Genomic DNA, 14,517 nt, shown 5'->3' on the forward strand with positions numbered 1-14,517 from the left:
ATGCTTGGCCCCGGACGCGAGGCGCTGACACCGGACAATCCGTGGCCCGGCCTGGATCCTTTTGACGAGGCGGATCACGGGTACTTCTTCGGCAGGACCGTCGAGTCGCGCGAGCTCCACCGCCTCGTTCAGCGCGAAAACCTGACCGTGTTGCTTGGCCGATCGGGTTTAGGCAAGACGTCGCTGCTCAAAGCCGGTCTCTTTCCCCTGCTGCGAGATCACGACTACCTGCCCGTCTACGTGCGTCTGGATCATGCCGAGAATGCGCCGCCTCTCACCGAGCAGGTGTTTCGCACGTTACAGACGGAATGTGAGGCCTTTCACGTGCACGCCGCGCAACCGGTGGCCGACGAGAGCCTATGGTCGTTCTTTCACCGGCGTGACGTCGAATTCTGGAGCGCACGCAACCGGCCGGTCACGCCCGTCATTGTGCTCGACCAGTTTGAGGAAATATTCACGTCAGGCCCGGATGCCGATGGGTCGCGAAATCGCTTGGCGCAGTTCGTCGCCTCGCTCGGCAACCTTGTCGAAAACCATCCGCCGGAGATGGTCACGCTGGCACTGGAAGCGGATCCCTCGTGTGCCAGCCGCTTCGAGTTCAAGCGGTCTCGAGCGAAGCTCCTGTTGAGCTTTCGTGAGGACTTCCTCGCTGAAGTCGAGGGCCTGAAGGAGCAGATACCATCGCTCATGTACAACCGTTTTCGTCTGCTGGCGATGGACGGAGCGCAAGCGTATCGTGTCATCACCGAAGCCGGCGGGCATCTCGTCAATGACGAGAGCGCGCGCAGCATCATTCGTCTTGCCTGGCAGAACACGGCCGCGCCGCCCGTCGATCAATCGGAATTCGAACACATCGAAATCGACCCCGCCCTGCTCAGCGTGGTGTGCAGCGAGCTGAATCGCAAAAGGCGTGAAAGCCGTCCGCCGCGCGAGTCCATTACGTTTGACCTGATCGAACGTGCCGACCGCGAAATTCTCTCGGGATTCTATGCGCGCAGCATGGATGGCTGTGATCCGCACTTGCGGGCCTTCGTGGAAGACGAACTGATCACCGACCGAGGGTATCGCGACAGCTACGATTTCGAGGACGCACTCGCTTTGCCCGGCGTGAGCGCGCAAGGCCTCGAACAACTGGTGCGCCGCCGCCTGCTACGGATCGATGAGCGGCGCGGCGTTCGCCGCATCGAGTTGACTCACGATGTGCTGACGCGCGTCGTCAAGGAAAGCCGGGACAACCGCCGTGCAAGCGAAGCCGAGCAGGCGGCGCATGCGCGCGAGCATGCCGCCCTCGCCCAGCAGCGCATCAACCAGCGCAACGCCTTCTTCGTGCATATCGGAGCGTTGTCCGCCGCCGCGCTGATCGTCGTCGCCGCTGTTTTTGCATGGGAAAGCTATTCGTTGCGCGCACACGCCCGACATGACGCGCTGATCGCAAGCGCCGACAAACTCGAAAGCCGCCGGTACGACACGTCTTTGTTGTTGCACCTCGAGGCTCTGCAGATATCGAAGAATCGGTCTGATGCGCTGGCTTTCATCCCACGCTTCCTTCGCCAGCCCTATATATCCGCGTATTTGCACGGTCACCAGAAGCCGGTATTCAGTGTTGCGTTCAGCGACGACGGCAAGACGCTCGCTTCCGGTAGCTACGACGGCAGCGTCATGCTGTGGGACGTGGAACAACACAAGCCGATTGCGAAAATCACCGGGCATGGCGACGAGGTTTATGGCATTGCGTTCCGCCCGCACGCCAGGCAATTGGCCTCGGCAAATGCGGATGGCACCGTGACGCTCTGGAACATGGATAGCCACACGTCCGTCACCGTCTTTCGAGGACATGAAGGCCCTGTCACCAGCATCGCGTTCAGCCCCGACGGCAAGTTGCTGGCTTCCGGCGGCGCGGACAGAACCGTCATGATTTGGAGCGTGGAAAGCGGCAGGCCTGTTGCTACCCTCGACGGACACACGGACACGGTGACCGGCGTCGCCTTCAGTCCGGATGGCAAGCGGGTCGCATCGTCGAGCTGGGATGGAACGGTCGCCATTTGGGCGCTCGGCGACAACAGGCGTCAGCTCAGTCTTCCGGTTCACATCGGCAAAGTGTTGAGCGTTGCATTCAGCCCGGACGGCAAGTACCTCGCCATGTCGGGTGCCAATGGTTCCGTGATCGTCCTGAATACGGACAGCTATGCGAGTGTGCGATCCTTCGTCGGCCATACGGCGGCGGTTTATGCCGTTTCGTTCAGCCGCGACGGCCGGCGAATCGTGTCCGCCAGCGCGGACAGGAGCCTGATCGTATGGGACATGTCGACCGGCATACCCACCGCCACCTTGAAAGGGCATTCCGCAAAGATCTTCTCGGCAGCATTCAGTCCGGATGGAATGCGGCTTGCGTCGTCCAGCGCCGACAAGTCGGTGATCTTGTGGGAAATGCCCGATACGCGATTCGCCGCGCCGCTACAGAGTCTCGAAGGTTCCGTCATGAGCCTTGCGTTCAGCGCCGACGGCAAGCATCTTGTGTCGTCAGGCTCTGACGACGACATCACCATATGGGACGTCGAGACCGGAAAGCGTGTGGCAACGCTACCCCGTCTGCACAAGAAATTGGTCAGCAGCATTGCCGTCAGCCCCGATGGAAAATTGCTCGCGTCAGGCAGTTGGGATGGCACGGTAGAGCTTTGGGACATCGACCACGCAACACCATTGAAGTCGTTCGATGCATCGAGTGGAAAGGTTTCGGGCGTAGCGTTCAGTCACGATGGTCGGTTCATCGCCGGAGCCAGTGAAAACGCCGTCACGATCTGGGATGTCAACGCGCACAGTCCGCCCGCAACCTTGCCGATACGGACCGGCCCGTACTTCTCCGTGGCGTTTAGCCCCGACGGTAGGAAACTGGCAATCGCGAGCGCGAAACACGGCGTGCTCTTGTGGGACATCGACCGCCATCGCCAGATCGCGATACTCGAGAAGCATGGCAATGCCGTCTCAAGCGTCGCCTTCAGCCGGGATGGCACCCGACTCGCGTCTTCGAGCTGGGACGGGACCGTGTGCCTGTGGAACATGACCGACAACACCCTGCTGGCAACGCTCGACGCGCATACCGAGCCGGTGCTTGGCGTCGCGTTCAGTCCGGACGGCACGCAGCTGGCATCGGTCGGCTGGGACAAGAAGGTGATCGTCTGGGACCTGGACGGTGAAACACCCGTTGCGACCGTGCTGGAGGGCCACGCCGAGCGGCTCCAAAGCGTCGCGTTCAGCCCGGATGGCATACATGTGGCCTCCGGAGGGCTTGACAGCAAGATCATGCTTTGGCGCGTCGACCCGGCGGATGCTTCTTCGGAGGCTTGCCGAATTGCCAATCGGAACTTGAGCTGCGACGAGTGGAAAAGATATGTGCGCACGGGAGGCTATCACAAGACCTGCGTATCGCTGCCTGCACCTGAGAAGTGCGATTAAATATCTGGAATGACGCCATTATTTGGCGTACCTTAATACTGCGAAGCGCGCAGCATGTATTGGGTCTCGCTCTTCTGCACCGCTTGCCGAATCAGCAGAAATACCGTGCATCCCCGATGTATTCCAGGTCTTCAAGTCGAGCAGTACCTGAACGCGGAGCATCTATGCAACGTTTCGGTGATGCGGACGACCCCCGTCGACGGATTCTGATCCGCGCGCTTGCCGCCGGATTTTTCGCCGCATCGACAGGTGCAGGCAATGCGATTGCCGCCGGCATTTTCGGCGGCAGGCCGGCCAAGCTCCCGCCGGGTCAATCGATATATAGCGTTGACGGCACCTGCAAGATCAACGGCAAGCCGGCGACCATCGACTCCCATATCAAACCCGGAGATACGGTGGAGACCGGGCCTCGCAGCCAGCTCATCTTCGTCGTCGGCGAAACGTCGATGCTCCTGCGCAACGACAGCAATCTCGTGCTGTCCGCAGCGGCCGACGATCCGGTATCCGAGATCGTCGGCAACATGAAGCTGCTCAACGGAAAGCTGCTTTCCGTGTTTGCTCCGGGGCGGCCGGTTCGGATCGAGACGCCCTCGGCATCAATCGGCATTCGCGGGACGGGGTTGTATCTCGAAGCCGATCCGGAACAAACGTACTTTTGTACCTGCTACGGCGCCACCAAAGTCGCCGCAAAGGATGACCCGCAAAGCACGGACACGGTTGTGTCGACTCACCACAACAGACCGCTCTATATCCTTCCGGGCAACAAGAATCCGGGAAAGAGCATTCTTCCCGCGCCCTTCAAGAACCACACCGATCAGGAACTCGCGCTGATCGAAACGCTGGTCGGACGAGAATTGCCGCGATCCTTTCCGGCATTGCCGGATGCGCGCTATGGTGTGCCGTCGATGCGAAATTACACGCCGTGAAGCGGCCTGCAACGCCGAGGCGTGGGTGCAGGCCACGTTACGGCCGCTATTTCTCGGGTGCGCCATTCATGATCCAATTGACGAAGAGATCGTAGGATTCGCGCCCAGCGGGCATCGCAGTCGCTTGAGTCGGCGGCCCGAACAGGTTAAAACCGCCCTGAAGACCACCACCGTGGCCCTCCAGTCCAGCGGGCTTCTGTAACAACGGGCTCGCGTTGATGTCGGCAAAGTTGATGCGGCTGCGGATGTTCTGATACAGGCCGACAGGATCTTGGTAGTTCAGCGGGGGAATCGACGCAGAAAGCGGAGGCAACCCATGACATGCCAGACAGCGCGGATTGTTCTGCGTGCCCTGCAGGACGGCGAGGATATCCGCCAAGCGGAGCTGGCTCGGATCGGCGACTCCGGAGCCATTGACGCTTATTCTCAACAGCGCCGGCGCGCTTGTTGCGTTGCCGCGACTCACAACGAGCTGCAACACATAAAGCCCTGGCACTTTCGGCGTGAAGATGGGTGAAGAACTGCTGGCATCGCTCAGCACTGCGCCGGCCGGATCGCCGACAATGGTCCAGCGATACGTGTCCGCGAACCTGCTGTCCGCGGCGCTCAACCTGACCGGGCCTGAATTGACCGCCCGGTCCGGCCCGGGATCGGCAATCGGCCGCCCAGGCTGCAGAACCGCGCCACTCGTATCCCGTACGGCCTGGGCGTTTGGCGACGACTCGAGAAAACTTGCGAGCAGTTCAGGTTCGCCCGACTTCCAGAAATTGTCGTAGACGATCTTGGCCAGCGGCATTGTTCCTCGATCGATCACATCGTGCTTGATAAGCTGCTTGTACGTCACGAAGCCGTTGAAATCGTCGAAGTCAATTTCGTCGCTGCCCTTGCTTCCGCGCAGCATGTGGCACGCACGACACGATTGCGCGACAACGTTGAGGTACAGCGTTCCTTGGCCCGCGCTTGACCATGTCTGAGGAAGATACGAATCCAGGTAGGTGGTGGCGGGCAAACCCTCGCCGCCGTAGGCTTTCTTTATCAGCATGGCGGGCTTGCCCTGCCATTCGCTGGAGTTGGCCGCGCGATTGAATACCGGATAATCCGGGCAGTTGGTTTGCCCGGCTGGCGCGGCCGCGGCCACCGGGTAAGTGCACAGCACCAACTTGTTCATCGCCTTCAGGATCGCTTCGTAGTCCGCACGCGTATGTCCCGTCATGGCGGAAAAATCGAAGCTCCCTACTTCAAATGGCTGCAGTCGGGCCTGTGCATCACCGTCGGCCTGGGACTGCGCGTACTGCACGTGACCGAACACCGGATTTCCGTTCATATCCAGGGTGAGCGCGTCAGCGCGTCCGCCATGGCAGGAGAAGCAGACGGCAGGCATCGCCTTGCGGCCACGTCCATCCATATCGATCGTCAGTTGCCTCTGCCCGGTGACAGGATCGAAATTGTAGAACTTCGCAAACGGCACACCGCCCTTAGGACCCGGACTGAATTCAATGGCGTTGTAATGGATGCGCCAGCGCGAATCGCCCAATACCGCGGCGTCCATGCTCAAGCTCGAGAAACCGTACGCTCCGCCAGGACTGGCAAGGTAGTTCTCGACGAGAAATGCAATGGACTGGCGAGCCGGATCGACCCGGGCAACCATACGGCGGCCGTAGCCGAGATCCCGAACGTCACCGAATATGGCCGCCATCTCCGCTCCCGTTCCGCTACCGAAGCCATTTGCCGCTTTCCACTTGTCCAACGTGTCCTTCGCGTTGGTCGGGTCGATCGCAGCATAGTAGGCCTGGGCGTAAGCCTCGGTATTGGTCTGGAACGAACCGTCCGGCTGCACTTGCGGGTTCGGGAATAGAAGGAACATGTCGGCTCCCGTCGGCGCGGCAATGGGCGGAGCCGCCGGAGACACGTCGTTGCCGCTTCCGCCGCTGCAACCCGCCAGCAGGAGCACCGCCGCCACGAACACCGCGCAACCGATCAGCCAATTTGAGCGCATGGCTATGTCCTCAGAAATGCATCTGGTAGGCGACCGTGAACTGATTGTCCGTATACGGTGAGTTGCCCGCGCCAGGGAAATTCGGCGTTGCAGTGGGCGTCGCGTGTGCATATCGCCAGGAAAAATCAAGCGAGCCTTTCTCGCCGACGGGGTGGCTATAGCCGATCGACGCAAACACCGTCCTGGCTCTGGTTCGATAGCTGAAGAAATCGCTGCGGTTGAACGCGTCGTCCCGGACGAAAACCTCTGCGATATCGATATTTGCAAGCGACATCCGCCCTGACGAGACCGTATCGCCGAGATGATATTCCGCGCTCACATAGAAGGACCCTGTTGCCACGGTCGCATAATCAAGGTTGAGCCGTACAGAGTTGTCACTTGTGTCGAACACGGCGCTTTTCGCGTCGCGCCGATTGTGTGCAATGGATCCAGACAACGTAATGCGATCGGTCAGCGGCTGTTCTATTGAAGCACCGAAGGAATAGCGATAGCCTCTGCGCAGATCGGAACCGTACTCCTCTCCAGAGATGCGAGAAAACAGCGCGAGCGTCGGGCTAAAGAAGGACGACGAATGACGATAGCGGATCTCGCCGTGAAGACCGACGAACAGGCGCGACAATTTCGTATAGGCGCGAACGGCGTCGCCCCCGGCAAAGCCATTCAGCAGGAGTTGCCATGAGCCGCTCAATGGAATGAGAAAGACCTTGCTTGCGGTTGCACCGAGCGACTGGCTTGATAGCTTGTCTTCGGCAGCGCGCGCGCGCGACACGTTATCGTCGTAGGTCAGGCCTACGTTCACGGCGAGTCCGAGCGGCTGCTCGGGAGTGTCAACGCGTTCCGGCAGTGAGGAACGTGAGTCGGACGTACCGGCATCCGCTGCCGGCGGTGTCTGTGCGTCGGCAATCTGCCCGGTCTTCGTTGCCGGTGCGCCGCAAGCGTCCCGACTCCGCGATACGCAATCCTCGGCGGTGCCGGCGGTGCCATTGTTTGCCATCCCGGACCATGGTCCTTGCGCATGCGCGCCGCTACTGACCGCAATTGCACCGAGAATCGCGCCCACCGCTGCACCAAGCGCCGTCTTGAAGCACCCAAGCACACAAGGCGATCGACGAACCGGGCAATGCGACGGAGTGACACCCCGGGAAACTCTCATGGCGCTCCCCGGGCGAATTGCCTTCGCTTGGGATAGACGGCAGTACGGCCTGTGGCGGAAAGCGTCGAGGTCTTCAAGGACGCAAGCGGATACGCCACGGCCACCTAAATGCTGACCCAATGCAAATCTGGATGAACTGCTTCGTTAGCGCCCCTGTCCCAACGCTCGCGACGCGGCAATACGCAAGCCAGGAGCAATCGACTCGCATCGCGGCCGGAACAGACCTATGCAAAATGCAGGGCGTTCAACCTGCCGTGTCGAGGCCCCGAGGTGACCGCATCTGCTCTTGCGTTGAAACCCATTTTGCGTGCTCTTGGGATATCAGTCCTTCGATGCGATCTGCCAGCGTCGCCAAGCGGTTTTCGGCGCCCGCATACGGACCGGCAGACGCGAGATAGGTGTATTTTTCGTGCTTCAAGGATTCGCACGTCGAGCGGTAGGTAATCCAGTTATGCTGATATTGATTGAGCTGCTGGACACCTTCCAGGATCAACACGCACAGGCCTAGTGTCGCGTTCACCTTCTGCCACTGTGCAGCAGAGAAGATGGCGAGCAGCGGGATCACGGCGGCGGTAACCATCTGGAGCAGTTTCAGCAATTTGTAGCGTCGCTGTGCCGAAATGCTTTTGTGGTCATACCACTTGATCTGATCTTCCAGACGGTCAAGCGTCACGGTCCGCTCGTCGCTCATTCGCGCGCTCCGTTTATTGCGTTGATCTCACGACTTGATCAGCACTCCGTCGGATCCCGCCGGCACGACGCACAAACGCATCACACGGAGCCGTCCGTCGCTTTCGCTATCAGCGCATGGCTGTCATCATCGCGCCGGTCCGTGGCGGTGCGCCGAATGCGGAATGCAAGTTGCAATTTCTTTTGTCCAATTGGATCGGCGATCGGATTCTTCGTTCTAATAAGGCTAGTAACTCCATTCGGCCGATACAGCTAGCATTTTCCCGAGCGTCCAGCCAGTTCCTTTGGGCATCGATTTTGCCGGCGGATTTTTTCAACGCCCTGACACATTGCTGACCAATGAGCGCAGATTCGATTCACGTTGGTGCAATGAAACGACATCCTGCCGATGCGCTGGTGCAAGCGAAGAAGCACGCATCAAGCTCAAATCAAAAAGGCTGAGTCCCGTGCAGTACGGAACTCAGCCCTTGGGTGCCCAACCTTCAACCGTTCAACTTTGCAGGACCAGCTCATGCCCCCTGTTTTTTAAATGAAAAACAGGAAAAGCCAGTACTCGCGGAACGTCTCGGGATCGGTTTGGATCATTCCCACTCGATCGTCGCCGGCGGCTTCCCCGAGATGTCATACACGACGCGATTGATCCCGCGCACCTCGTTGATGATCCGGTTCGACGCGCGGCCCAGCAGCGCGTACGGCAGGTGCGCCCAGTGCGCGGTCATGAAGTCGGTGGTCTGCACCGCGCGCAGCGACGTCACGTAGTCGTACGTGCGGCCGTCGCCCATCACGCCGACCGACTTCACCGGCAGGAACACCGCGAACGCCTGGCTCGTGAGGTCGTACCAGCTCTTGCCGACGTCGGCTTCGCCGCACAGGCCCGCCGCCGCATCCTGCGCGGTCGCGGTCGTGTTGCGCAGCTCCTCGATGAAGATCGCGTCCGCGCGGCGCAGCAGGTCCGCGTACTCGCGCTTCACCTCGCCGAGAATCCGCACGCCGAGGCCCGGGCCCGGGAACGGATGGCGGTACACCATTTCCGGCGGCAGGCCGAGCGCGACGCCCAGCTCGCGCACCTCGTCCTTGAACAGGTCGCGCAGCGGCTCGAGCAGCTTCAGGCCGAGCGTCTCCGGCAGGCCGCCGACGTTGTGGTGGCTCTTGATCGTCGTCGCCTTCTTCGTCTTCGTGCCGCCCGATTCGACCACGTCCGGATAGATCGTGCCCTGCGCGAGCCACTTCGCCTTCGACAGCTTCTTCGCCTCGGCCTGGAACACCTCGACGAACTCGCGGCCGATGATCTTGCGCTTGGCTTCGGGATCGGTCACGCCGGCCAGGTGGCCGAGGAACTGCTCCGATGCGTCGACGTGCACGACCTTCGCATGCAGGCGGCCCTCGAACATGTCGAGCACCATCTGGCCTTCGTTCAGGCGCAGCAGGCCGTGGTCGACGAACACGCAGGTCAGCTGGTCGCCGATCGCGCGGTGGATCAGCGCTGCCGCGACGCTCGAATCGACGCCGCCCGACAGGCCGAGGATCACTTCCTCGTCGCCGACCTGCTCACGGATGCGCGCAACGGCTTCCTCGATGTGATTGCGCATGATCCAGTCCGGCTTCGCGCCGGCGATGTCGAGCACGAAGCGCTCGAGCATCTGGCGGCCCTTCACGGTGTGCGTGACTTCCGGGTGGAACTGCACCGCGTAGTAGCCGCGCGCCTCGTCGGCCATGCCGGCGATCGGGCAGCTCGGCGTCGACGCCATCAGCTTGAAGCCCGGCGGCAGCTCGGCGACCTTGTCGCCGTGGCTCATCCAGACCTTCAGCATCCCGTGGCCTTCGGCCGTCGTGAAATCCTCGATGCCGTTCAGCAGGCGCGTATGGCCGTGCGCGCGCATTTCCGCGTAGCCGAATTCGCGGTGGTCGCTCCATTCGACCTTGCCGCCGAGCTGCACGGCCATCGTCTGCATGCCGTAGCAGATGCCGAGCACCGGCACGCCGAGATCCCACACGGCCTGCGGTGCGCGCAGCTGATGGTCTTCGTACGTGCTCGCGTGGCTGCCCGACAGGATCACGGCCTTCGGCGCGAACTCGCGGACGAAGTCGTCGGACACGTCGTTCGGATGAATCTCGCAATAGACGTGCGCTTCGCGCACGCGCCGCGCGATCAGTTGGGTGACTTGCGAACCGAAGTCGAGAATCAGGATTTTGTCGTGCATGGCTGCGGACGGGATGAAGAACAAACGGATAAGAAAAGCAGCGCATCGCGCGCTGCGTCAAAAGCATGGACGGCGGCGTCGGGCGAAACGGGCGCGCGACGCACGGCCGGTCATTCCTGCATCGGCGGACGCTCGTCCAGCGCGACGTCGGCCGACGCCTTGCCGGACGCGGCAGGCGCGCCGGACGGTGCGGCCGCCGCTGCGGTAGGCGCCGCTGCGGTGGACGTTGCCGCCGGCGCCGCCGGACGGGCGACGACCGGCTCGACCCGCTGCGGCGCAACCGCCGCCGGCTCGGTCGGACGCTGCGCCGTGCGGGCTTCGAGCGCCTGCGCCTTCTCGCGCCGCCGCACGGCCGAAGCCAGTCGCACGCCGCCGAGGCCGAGCACGAACAGCACGACGCCGGCCGCCGCCGACAGCAACTGGCCAGCGGCCGCCAGCGCCGGACCGTGCGAGCCGATCGCCCACACGATCGTCAGCACGCCGGTCAGCCAGTTCACATGGCCGACCGCGCGCGCGACAGGCGCCGTCAGATCGCCGTTGACCGCTGCGTGCGCCGCGAGCCAGCCGAGGCCGAGCAGCGCGATGCCGAACGCCTGGCCGAGCATCGCCGGCTCGATGTTCGCGAGCTGCAGCGCGTTGAACAGCGCGTGCCAGGGCGTCAGCACGAACAGCACGCCGAACGCCAGCAGCAGCACGGCATCGACGACCAGCACGGCTCGCAGCAGCGGTTTCATCGGCGCTTAGTCCACGTGATAGTTCGGCGCTTCCTTCGTGATCTGCACGTCGTGCACGTGCGACTCGCGCATGCCCGCCGCGGTGATCTGGACGAATTCGGCCTTCTCGTGCAGCTCGGCGATCGTCTTGCAGCCGCAGTAGCCCATGCTCGCGCGCACGCCGCCGATCAGCTGGAAGATGATTGCGTTGACCGAACCCTTGTACGCGACACGGCCTTCGATGCCTTCCGGCACGAGCTTGTCGATGTTCGCGGAGTTGTCCTGGAAGTAGCGGTCCGCCGCGCCGTCCTTCATCGCGCCGACGGAGCCCATGCCGCGGTACGACTTGTACTGGCGGCCCTGGTACAGGAACACGTCGCCCGGCGCCTCTTCGGTGCCCGCAAACATGCTGCCCATCATCACCGCGTTCGCGCCGGCGGCGAGCGCCTTCGACACGTCGCCCGAGAAGCGGATGCCGCCGTCGGCGATGCACGGCACGCCGGTGCCGCGCAGCGCGTCGGACACGTTCGCGATCGCGCTGATCTGCGGCACGCCGACGCCCGCGACGATCCGCGTCGTGCAGATCGAGCCGGGGCCGATGCCGACCTTCACCGCGTCCGCGCCGTACTCGACCAGCGCCTTCGCCGCCGAGGCCGTCGCGATGTTGCCGCCGATCACCTCGACGTGCGGGAAGTTCTGCTTGACCCAGCGCACGCGCTCCAGCACGCCCTTGCTGTGACCGTGCGCGGTATCGACGACGATCACGTCGACGCCCGCCTGCACCAGCAGCTCGACGCGTTCTTCGTTGTCAGGGCCGACGCCGACCGCCGCGCCTGCGCGCAGCTTGCCGTGCTCGTCCTTGCACGCGTCCGGGTGCTCGGTCTGCTTGGTGATGTCCTTGACGGTCATCAGGCCGCGCAGCTCGAATGCGTCGTTGACGACCAGCACGCGCTCGAGGCGGTGGCTGTGCATCAGCGCCTTCGCTTCGGCGAGCGGCGTGCCTTCCTTGACCGTCACGAGGCGCTCGCGCGGCGTCATGATCGACTTGACCGGCTCGTCGAGGCGGGATTCGAAGCGCAGGTCGCGGTTCGTGACGATGCCGACGAGTTGCGGGCCCTCGACGACCGGGAAGCCCGAAATGCCATGCTGGCGCGACAGCGCGATCACATCGCGCACCTTCATCTGCGGCGGCACCGTGATCGGGTCGCGGACGACGCCGGACTCGAAGCGCTTGACCTTCGCGACTTCTCGGGCCTGCTCGGCGGGCGTGAGGTTCTTGTGGACGATGCCGACGCCGCCTTGCTGCGCCATCGCGATCGCGAGGCGACCTTCGGTGACCGTGTCCATCGCGGCGGACACGAGCGGCATGTTCAGGGAGATGTTGCGGGTCAGCTGGGTTTTGAGGCTGGTGTCGCGCGGCAGAACGTCGGAGAAGGCCGGGACGAGGAGCACGTCATCGAAAGTGAGTGCTTTTTGGATCAGACGCATGGCAAATCCTATGGGCGCAAAATCGAATTATACGCGAAGTGCGGCTGAATTTCACAACACGAACAATGGCTTAGCCGTTTTCCGGCGCTTGGGGCCCCGAATCGTTCGCATCGCCGTTCGAGTCGTTTTCGATCCGGTTTCGTTTTCGATGCCGGCGTGTCCGTTCGCGCGCGCCTTCACGCCAGCCCGGCCGCGCCCCCGACGATCCGCGCCGCGTGGCGCCAGACGCTCGGCGGTCATGGCGGCCGCCACCGCGGCCATCACTCGCAGGTCCATGATGCCGGCCGCCAGCGCGATCGCCAGCAGGTTCGCGCAGCACGCGCCGCGACGGCAACCGGCCCGCAGGCCGTCCCGCCATGCGCCGCCCCACCCCGGCAACAGGCGAGCCGACCCGCCTTCCGCGCGGTGAACTGCAGCGCGCCCGCGAGCAGGACCACGACGGCGGCAAAAACGGGGAACGCTTGCGCCACGCCGGGCAGCCGCGCCGCCAGCCGTTCGTCGCGCGTCCCGGTGAGATGTGTCGTCATCGTGCGCCCCGCCTTCCGGTGTCCTGCATTGCATGGCCCGCGGCCGGAACGGCGTGCCGCGCGGGGGGTGTGGTGCTAGATTAGTGCCGGGCCACGAACCGCGGGAATGACAAGTGTGTCGGGATTCGGATGGATTCGCTGATTACGGCCGCGGCCCGCGCGCTCGCCGCGGGTGACCCGCTCGGCGCGCTGAACCGGGTCGCGCTGCGCGACGATGCCCCCGCGCTCGCGCTGCGCGGCATCGCGATGGCGCAGCTCGGCGACTTCGAGCGCGCGAAGGCGCTCGTGCGCAGCGCGGCGCGCGCGTTCGGCCCGAAGGAGGCCGTGGCCCGCGCGCGCTGCGTCGTCGCGGACGCCGAGATCGCGCTCGCGTCGCGCGACCTCGGCTGGCCGCCCCGTGCGCTCGACGCCGCACGCATCACGCTCGAAGCGCACGGCGATCACGTCAATGCCGCGCATGCACGCCTCCTCGAAGTGCGCCGGCTGCTGCTGATCGGGCGCCTCGACGACGCCGAGCGCGCGCTCGCCGGCCTCGATCCGGCGCCACTGCCGGCGGCGTCGCGCGCCGCGCACGAACTCGTCGCCGCCGGCATCGCGATGCGGCGCGTCCGGCCCGGCGCCGCGCGCGCGGCGCTCGCCCGTGCGCGACTGGCCGCGCACGACGCCGGGATCGCCGCGCTGACCGCCGAGATCGACTGTGCGCGCGGCATCCTCGATGCGCCGGCCGCCCGCCGGATCGCGCCCGGCGGCGCGCGGCTCCTGCTGCTCGACGAAGTGCAAGCGCTGCTGGCGTCGGACGCCGTCGTCGTGGATGCGTGCCGCCATGTCGTGCGCGACGCGCGCACGGCGATCCCGCTCGCGCGGCGGCCGGTGCTGTTCGCGCTGGCGCGTGCGCTCGGCGAGGCGTGGCCGGCGGACGTGCCGAGAGACACGCTCGTCGCCCACGCATTCCGCGCGCGGCAAGCGGACGAATCGCATCGCGCGCGCCTGCGCGTCGAAATCGGCCGGCTGCGCGCGATGCTCCGGCCGCTCGCAAACGTGACCGCGACCGCGCGCGGCTTCGCGCTCGAGCCGCACGGCGCGCGCGAGGTCGTCGTGCTCGCGCGCCCGGTCGACGAGAAGCATGCGTCGGTGCTCGCCCTCCTCGCCGACGGCGAAGCGTGGTCGAGCTCAGCGCTCGCCCTCGCGCTCGGCGCGAGCCAGCGCACCGTGCAGCGAGCGCTCGACGCGCTCGCGGAGGCAGGCAAGGTGCAGACGTTCGGCCGCGGGCGGGCGCGCCGCTGGACGACGCCGCCCGTGCCGGGATTCGCGACGACCTTGTTACTCCCCGCGCCGCTGCCGGGCGACTAGGATGACGTAACCGAACGACG

10 protein-coding genes are annotated in these 14,517 nt (G+C 64.1%); 3 read left to right on the forward strand and 7 right to left on the reverse strand.

Annotation, left to right across the window (positions count from 1 at the left end):
- Both ACFIMZ_RS12300 and ACFIMZ_RS12305 read left to right on the forward strand, forming a co-directional pair.
- Positions 1-3,453, forward strand: a complete 3,453-nt coding sequence (locus tag ACFIMZ_RS12300) for a hypothetical protein (protein WP_431819759.1) — start codon at positions 1-3, stop codon at positions 3,451-3,453.
- Between the two features lie 164 nt (positions 3,454-3,617).
- Entirely contained in the window at positions 3,618-4,379 is a 762-nt protein-coding gene (locus tag ACFIMZ_RS12305) for a hypothetical protein (RefSeq protein ID WP_431819760.1), read from the forward strand.
- 46 nt (positions 4,380-4,425) lie between these two features.
- On the opposite strand, the gene ACFIMZ_RS12310 is transcribed toward ACFIMZ_RS12305, so the two are convergent.
- From ACFIMZ_RS12310 to ACFIMZ_RS12340, 7 genes are all read right to left on the reverse strand, one after another.
- Complete coding sequence (locus ACFIMZ_RS12310; RefSeq protein ID WP_431819761.1) at positions 4,426-6,375, reverse strand: hypothetical protein; 1,950 nt, start codon at positions 6,373-6,375, stop codon at positions 4,426-4,428.
- A 10-nt stretch (positions 6,376-6,385) separates the two neighbouring features.
- Positions 6,386-7,435 (reverse strand): hypothetical protein, encoded by a 1,050-nt coding sequence (locus tag ACFIMZ_RS12315; protein ID WP_431819762.1) that lies wholly within the window; start codon positions 7,433-7,435, stop codon positions 6,386-6,388.
- Between the two features lie 337 nt (positions 7,436-7,772).
- On the reverse strand, positions 7,773-8,219 hold the full coding sequence (locus ACFIMZ_RS12320) for a DUF4231 domain-containing protein (protein ID WP_431819763.1): 447 nt from the start codon (positions 8,217-8,219) through the stop codon (positions 7,773-7,775).
- Between the two features lie 580 nt (positions 8,220-8,799).
- A complete protein-coding gene (guaA, locus tag ACFIMZ_RS12325; RefSeq protein ID WP_431819764.1) occupies positions 8,800-10,419 on the reverse strand; it encodes a glutamine-hydrolyzing GMP synthase in 1,620 nt (539 codons plus the stop codon).
- A gap of 110 nt (positions 10,420-10,529) precedes the next feature.
- Positions 10,530-11,153, reverse strand: coding sequence for a hypothetical protein (locus ACFIMZ_RS12330; RefSeq protein WP_431819765.1), 624 nt, complete (start codon positions 11,151-11,153; stop codon positions 10,530-10,532).
- 6 nt (positions 11,154-11,159) lie between these two features.
- Positions 11,160-12,620, reverse strand: coding sequence for an IMP dehydrogenase (gene guaB, locus ACFIMZ_RS12335; protein ID WP_431819766.1), 1,461 nt, complete (start codon positions 12,618-12,620; stop codon positions 11,160-11,162).
- 51 nt (positions 12,621-12,671) lie between these two features.
- Positions 12,672-12,998 (reverse strand): DUF2182 domain-containing protein, encoded by a 327-nt coding sequence (locus tag ACFIMZ_RS12340; protein ID WP_431819767.1) that lies wholly within the window; start codon positions 12,996-12,998, stop codon positions 12,672-12,674.
- Between the two features lie 278 nt (positions 12,999-13,276).
- Between ACFIMZ_RS12340 and ACFIMZ_RS12345 the strand changes: the two genes are divergently transcribed.
- Positions 13,277-14,497 (forward strand): helix-turn-helix domain-containing protein, encoded by a 1,221-nt coding sequence (locus ACFIMZ_RS12345; RefSeq protein WP_431819768.1) that lies wholly within the window; start codon positions 13,277-13,279, stop codon positions 14,495-14,497.
- Positions 14,498-14,517: the final 20 nt, after the last annotated feature.

Origin of the sequence: Burkholderia sp. F1 (genome assembly GCF_050813845.1) — a bacterium.
Taxonomy (GTDB): Bacteria; Pseudomonadota; Gammaproteobacteria; order Burkholderiales; family Burkholderiaceae; genus Burkholderia; species Burkholderia ubonensis.

What these genes read in the sequence shown, in the direction of transcription:
- ACFIMZ_RS12300 (WP_431819759.1), top strand. Translation starts at nt 1, where the DNA reads ATGCTTGGCCCCGGACGCGAGGCGCTGACACCGGACAATCCGTGGCCC.
- ACFIMZ_RS12305 (WP_431819760.1), top strand. Translation starts at nt 3,618, where the DNA reads ATGCAACGTTTCGGTGATGCGGACGACCCCCGTCGACGGATTCTGATC.
- ACFIMZ_RS12310 (WP_431819761.1), bottom strand. Translation starts at nt 6,375, where the DNA reads ATGCGCTCAAATTGGCTGATCGGTTGCGCGGTGTTCGTGGCGGCGGTG.
- ACFIMZ_RS12320 (WP_431819763.1), bottom strand. Translation starts at nt 8,219, where the DNA reads ATGAGCGACGAGCGGACCGTGACGCTTGACCGTCTGGAAGATCAGATC.
- guaA (WP_431819764.1), bottom strand. Translation starts at nt 10,419, where the DNA reads ATGCACGACAAAATCCTGATTCTCGACTTCGGTTCGCAAGTCACCCAA.
- ACFIMZ_RS12330 (WP_431819765.1), bottom strand. Translation starts at nt 11,153, where the DNA reads ATGAAACCGCTGCTGCGAGCCGTGCTGGTCGTCGATGCCGTGCTGCTG.
- guaB (WP_431819766.1), bottom strand. Translation starts at nt 12,620, where the DNA reads ATGCGTCTGATCCAAAAAGCACTCACTTTCGATGACGTGCTCCTCGTC.
- ACFIMZ_RS12345 (WP_431819768.1), top strand. Translation starts at nt 13,277, where the DNA reads ATGGATTCGCTGATTACGGCCGCGGCCCGCGCGCTCGCCGCGGGTGAC.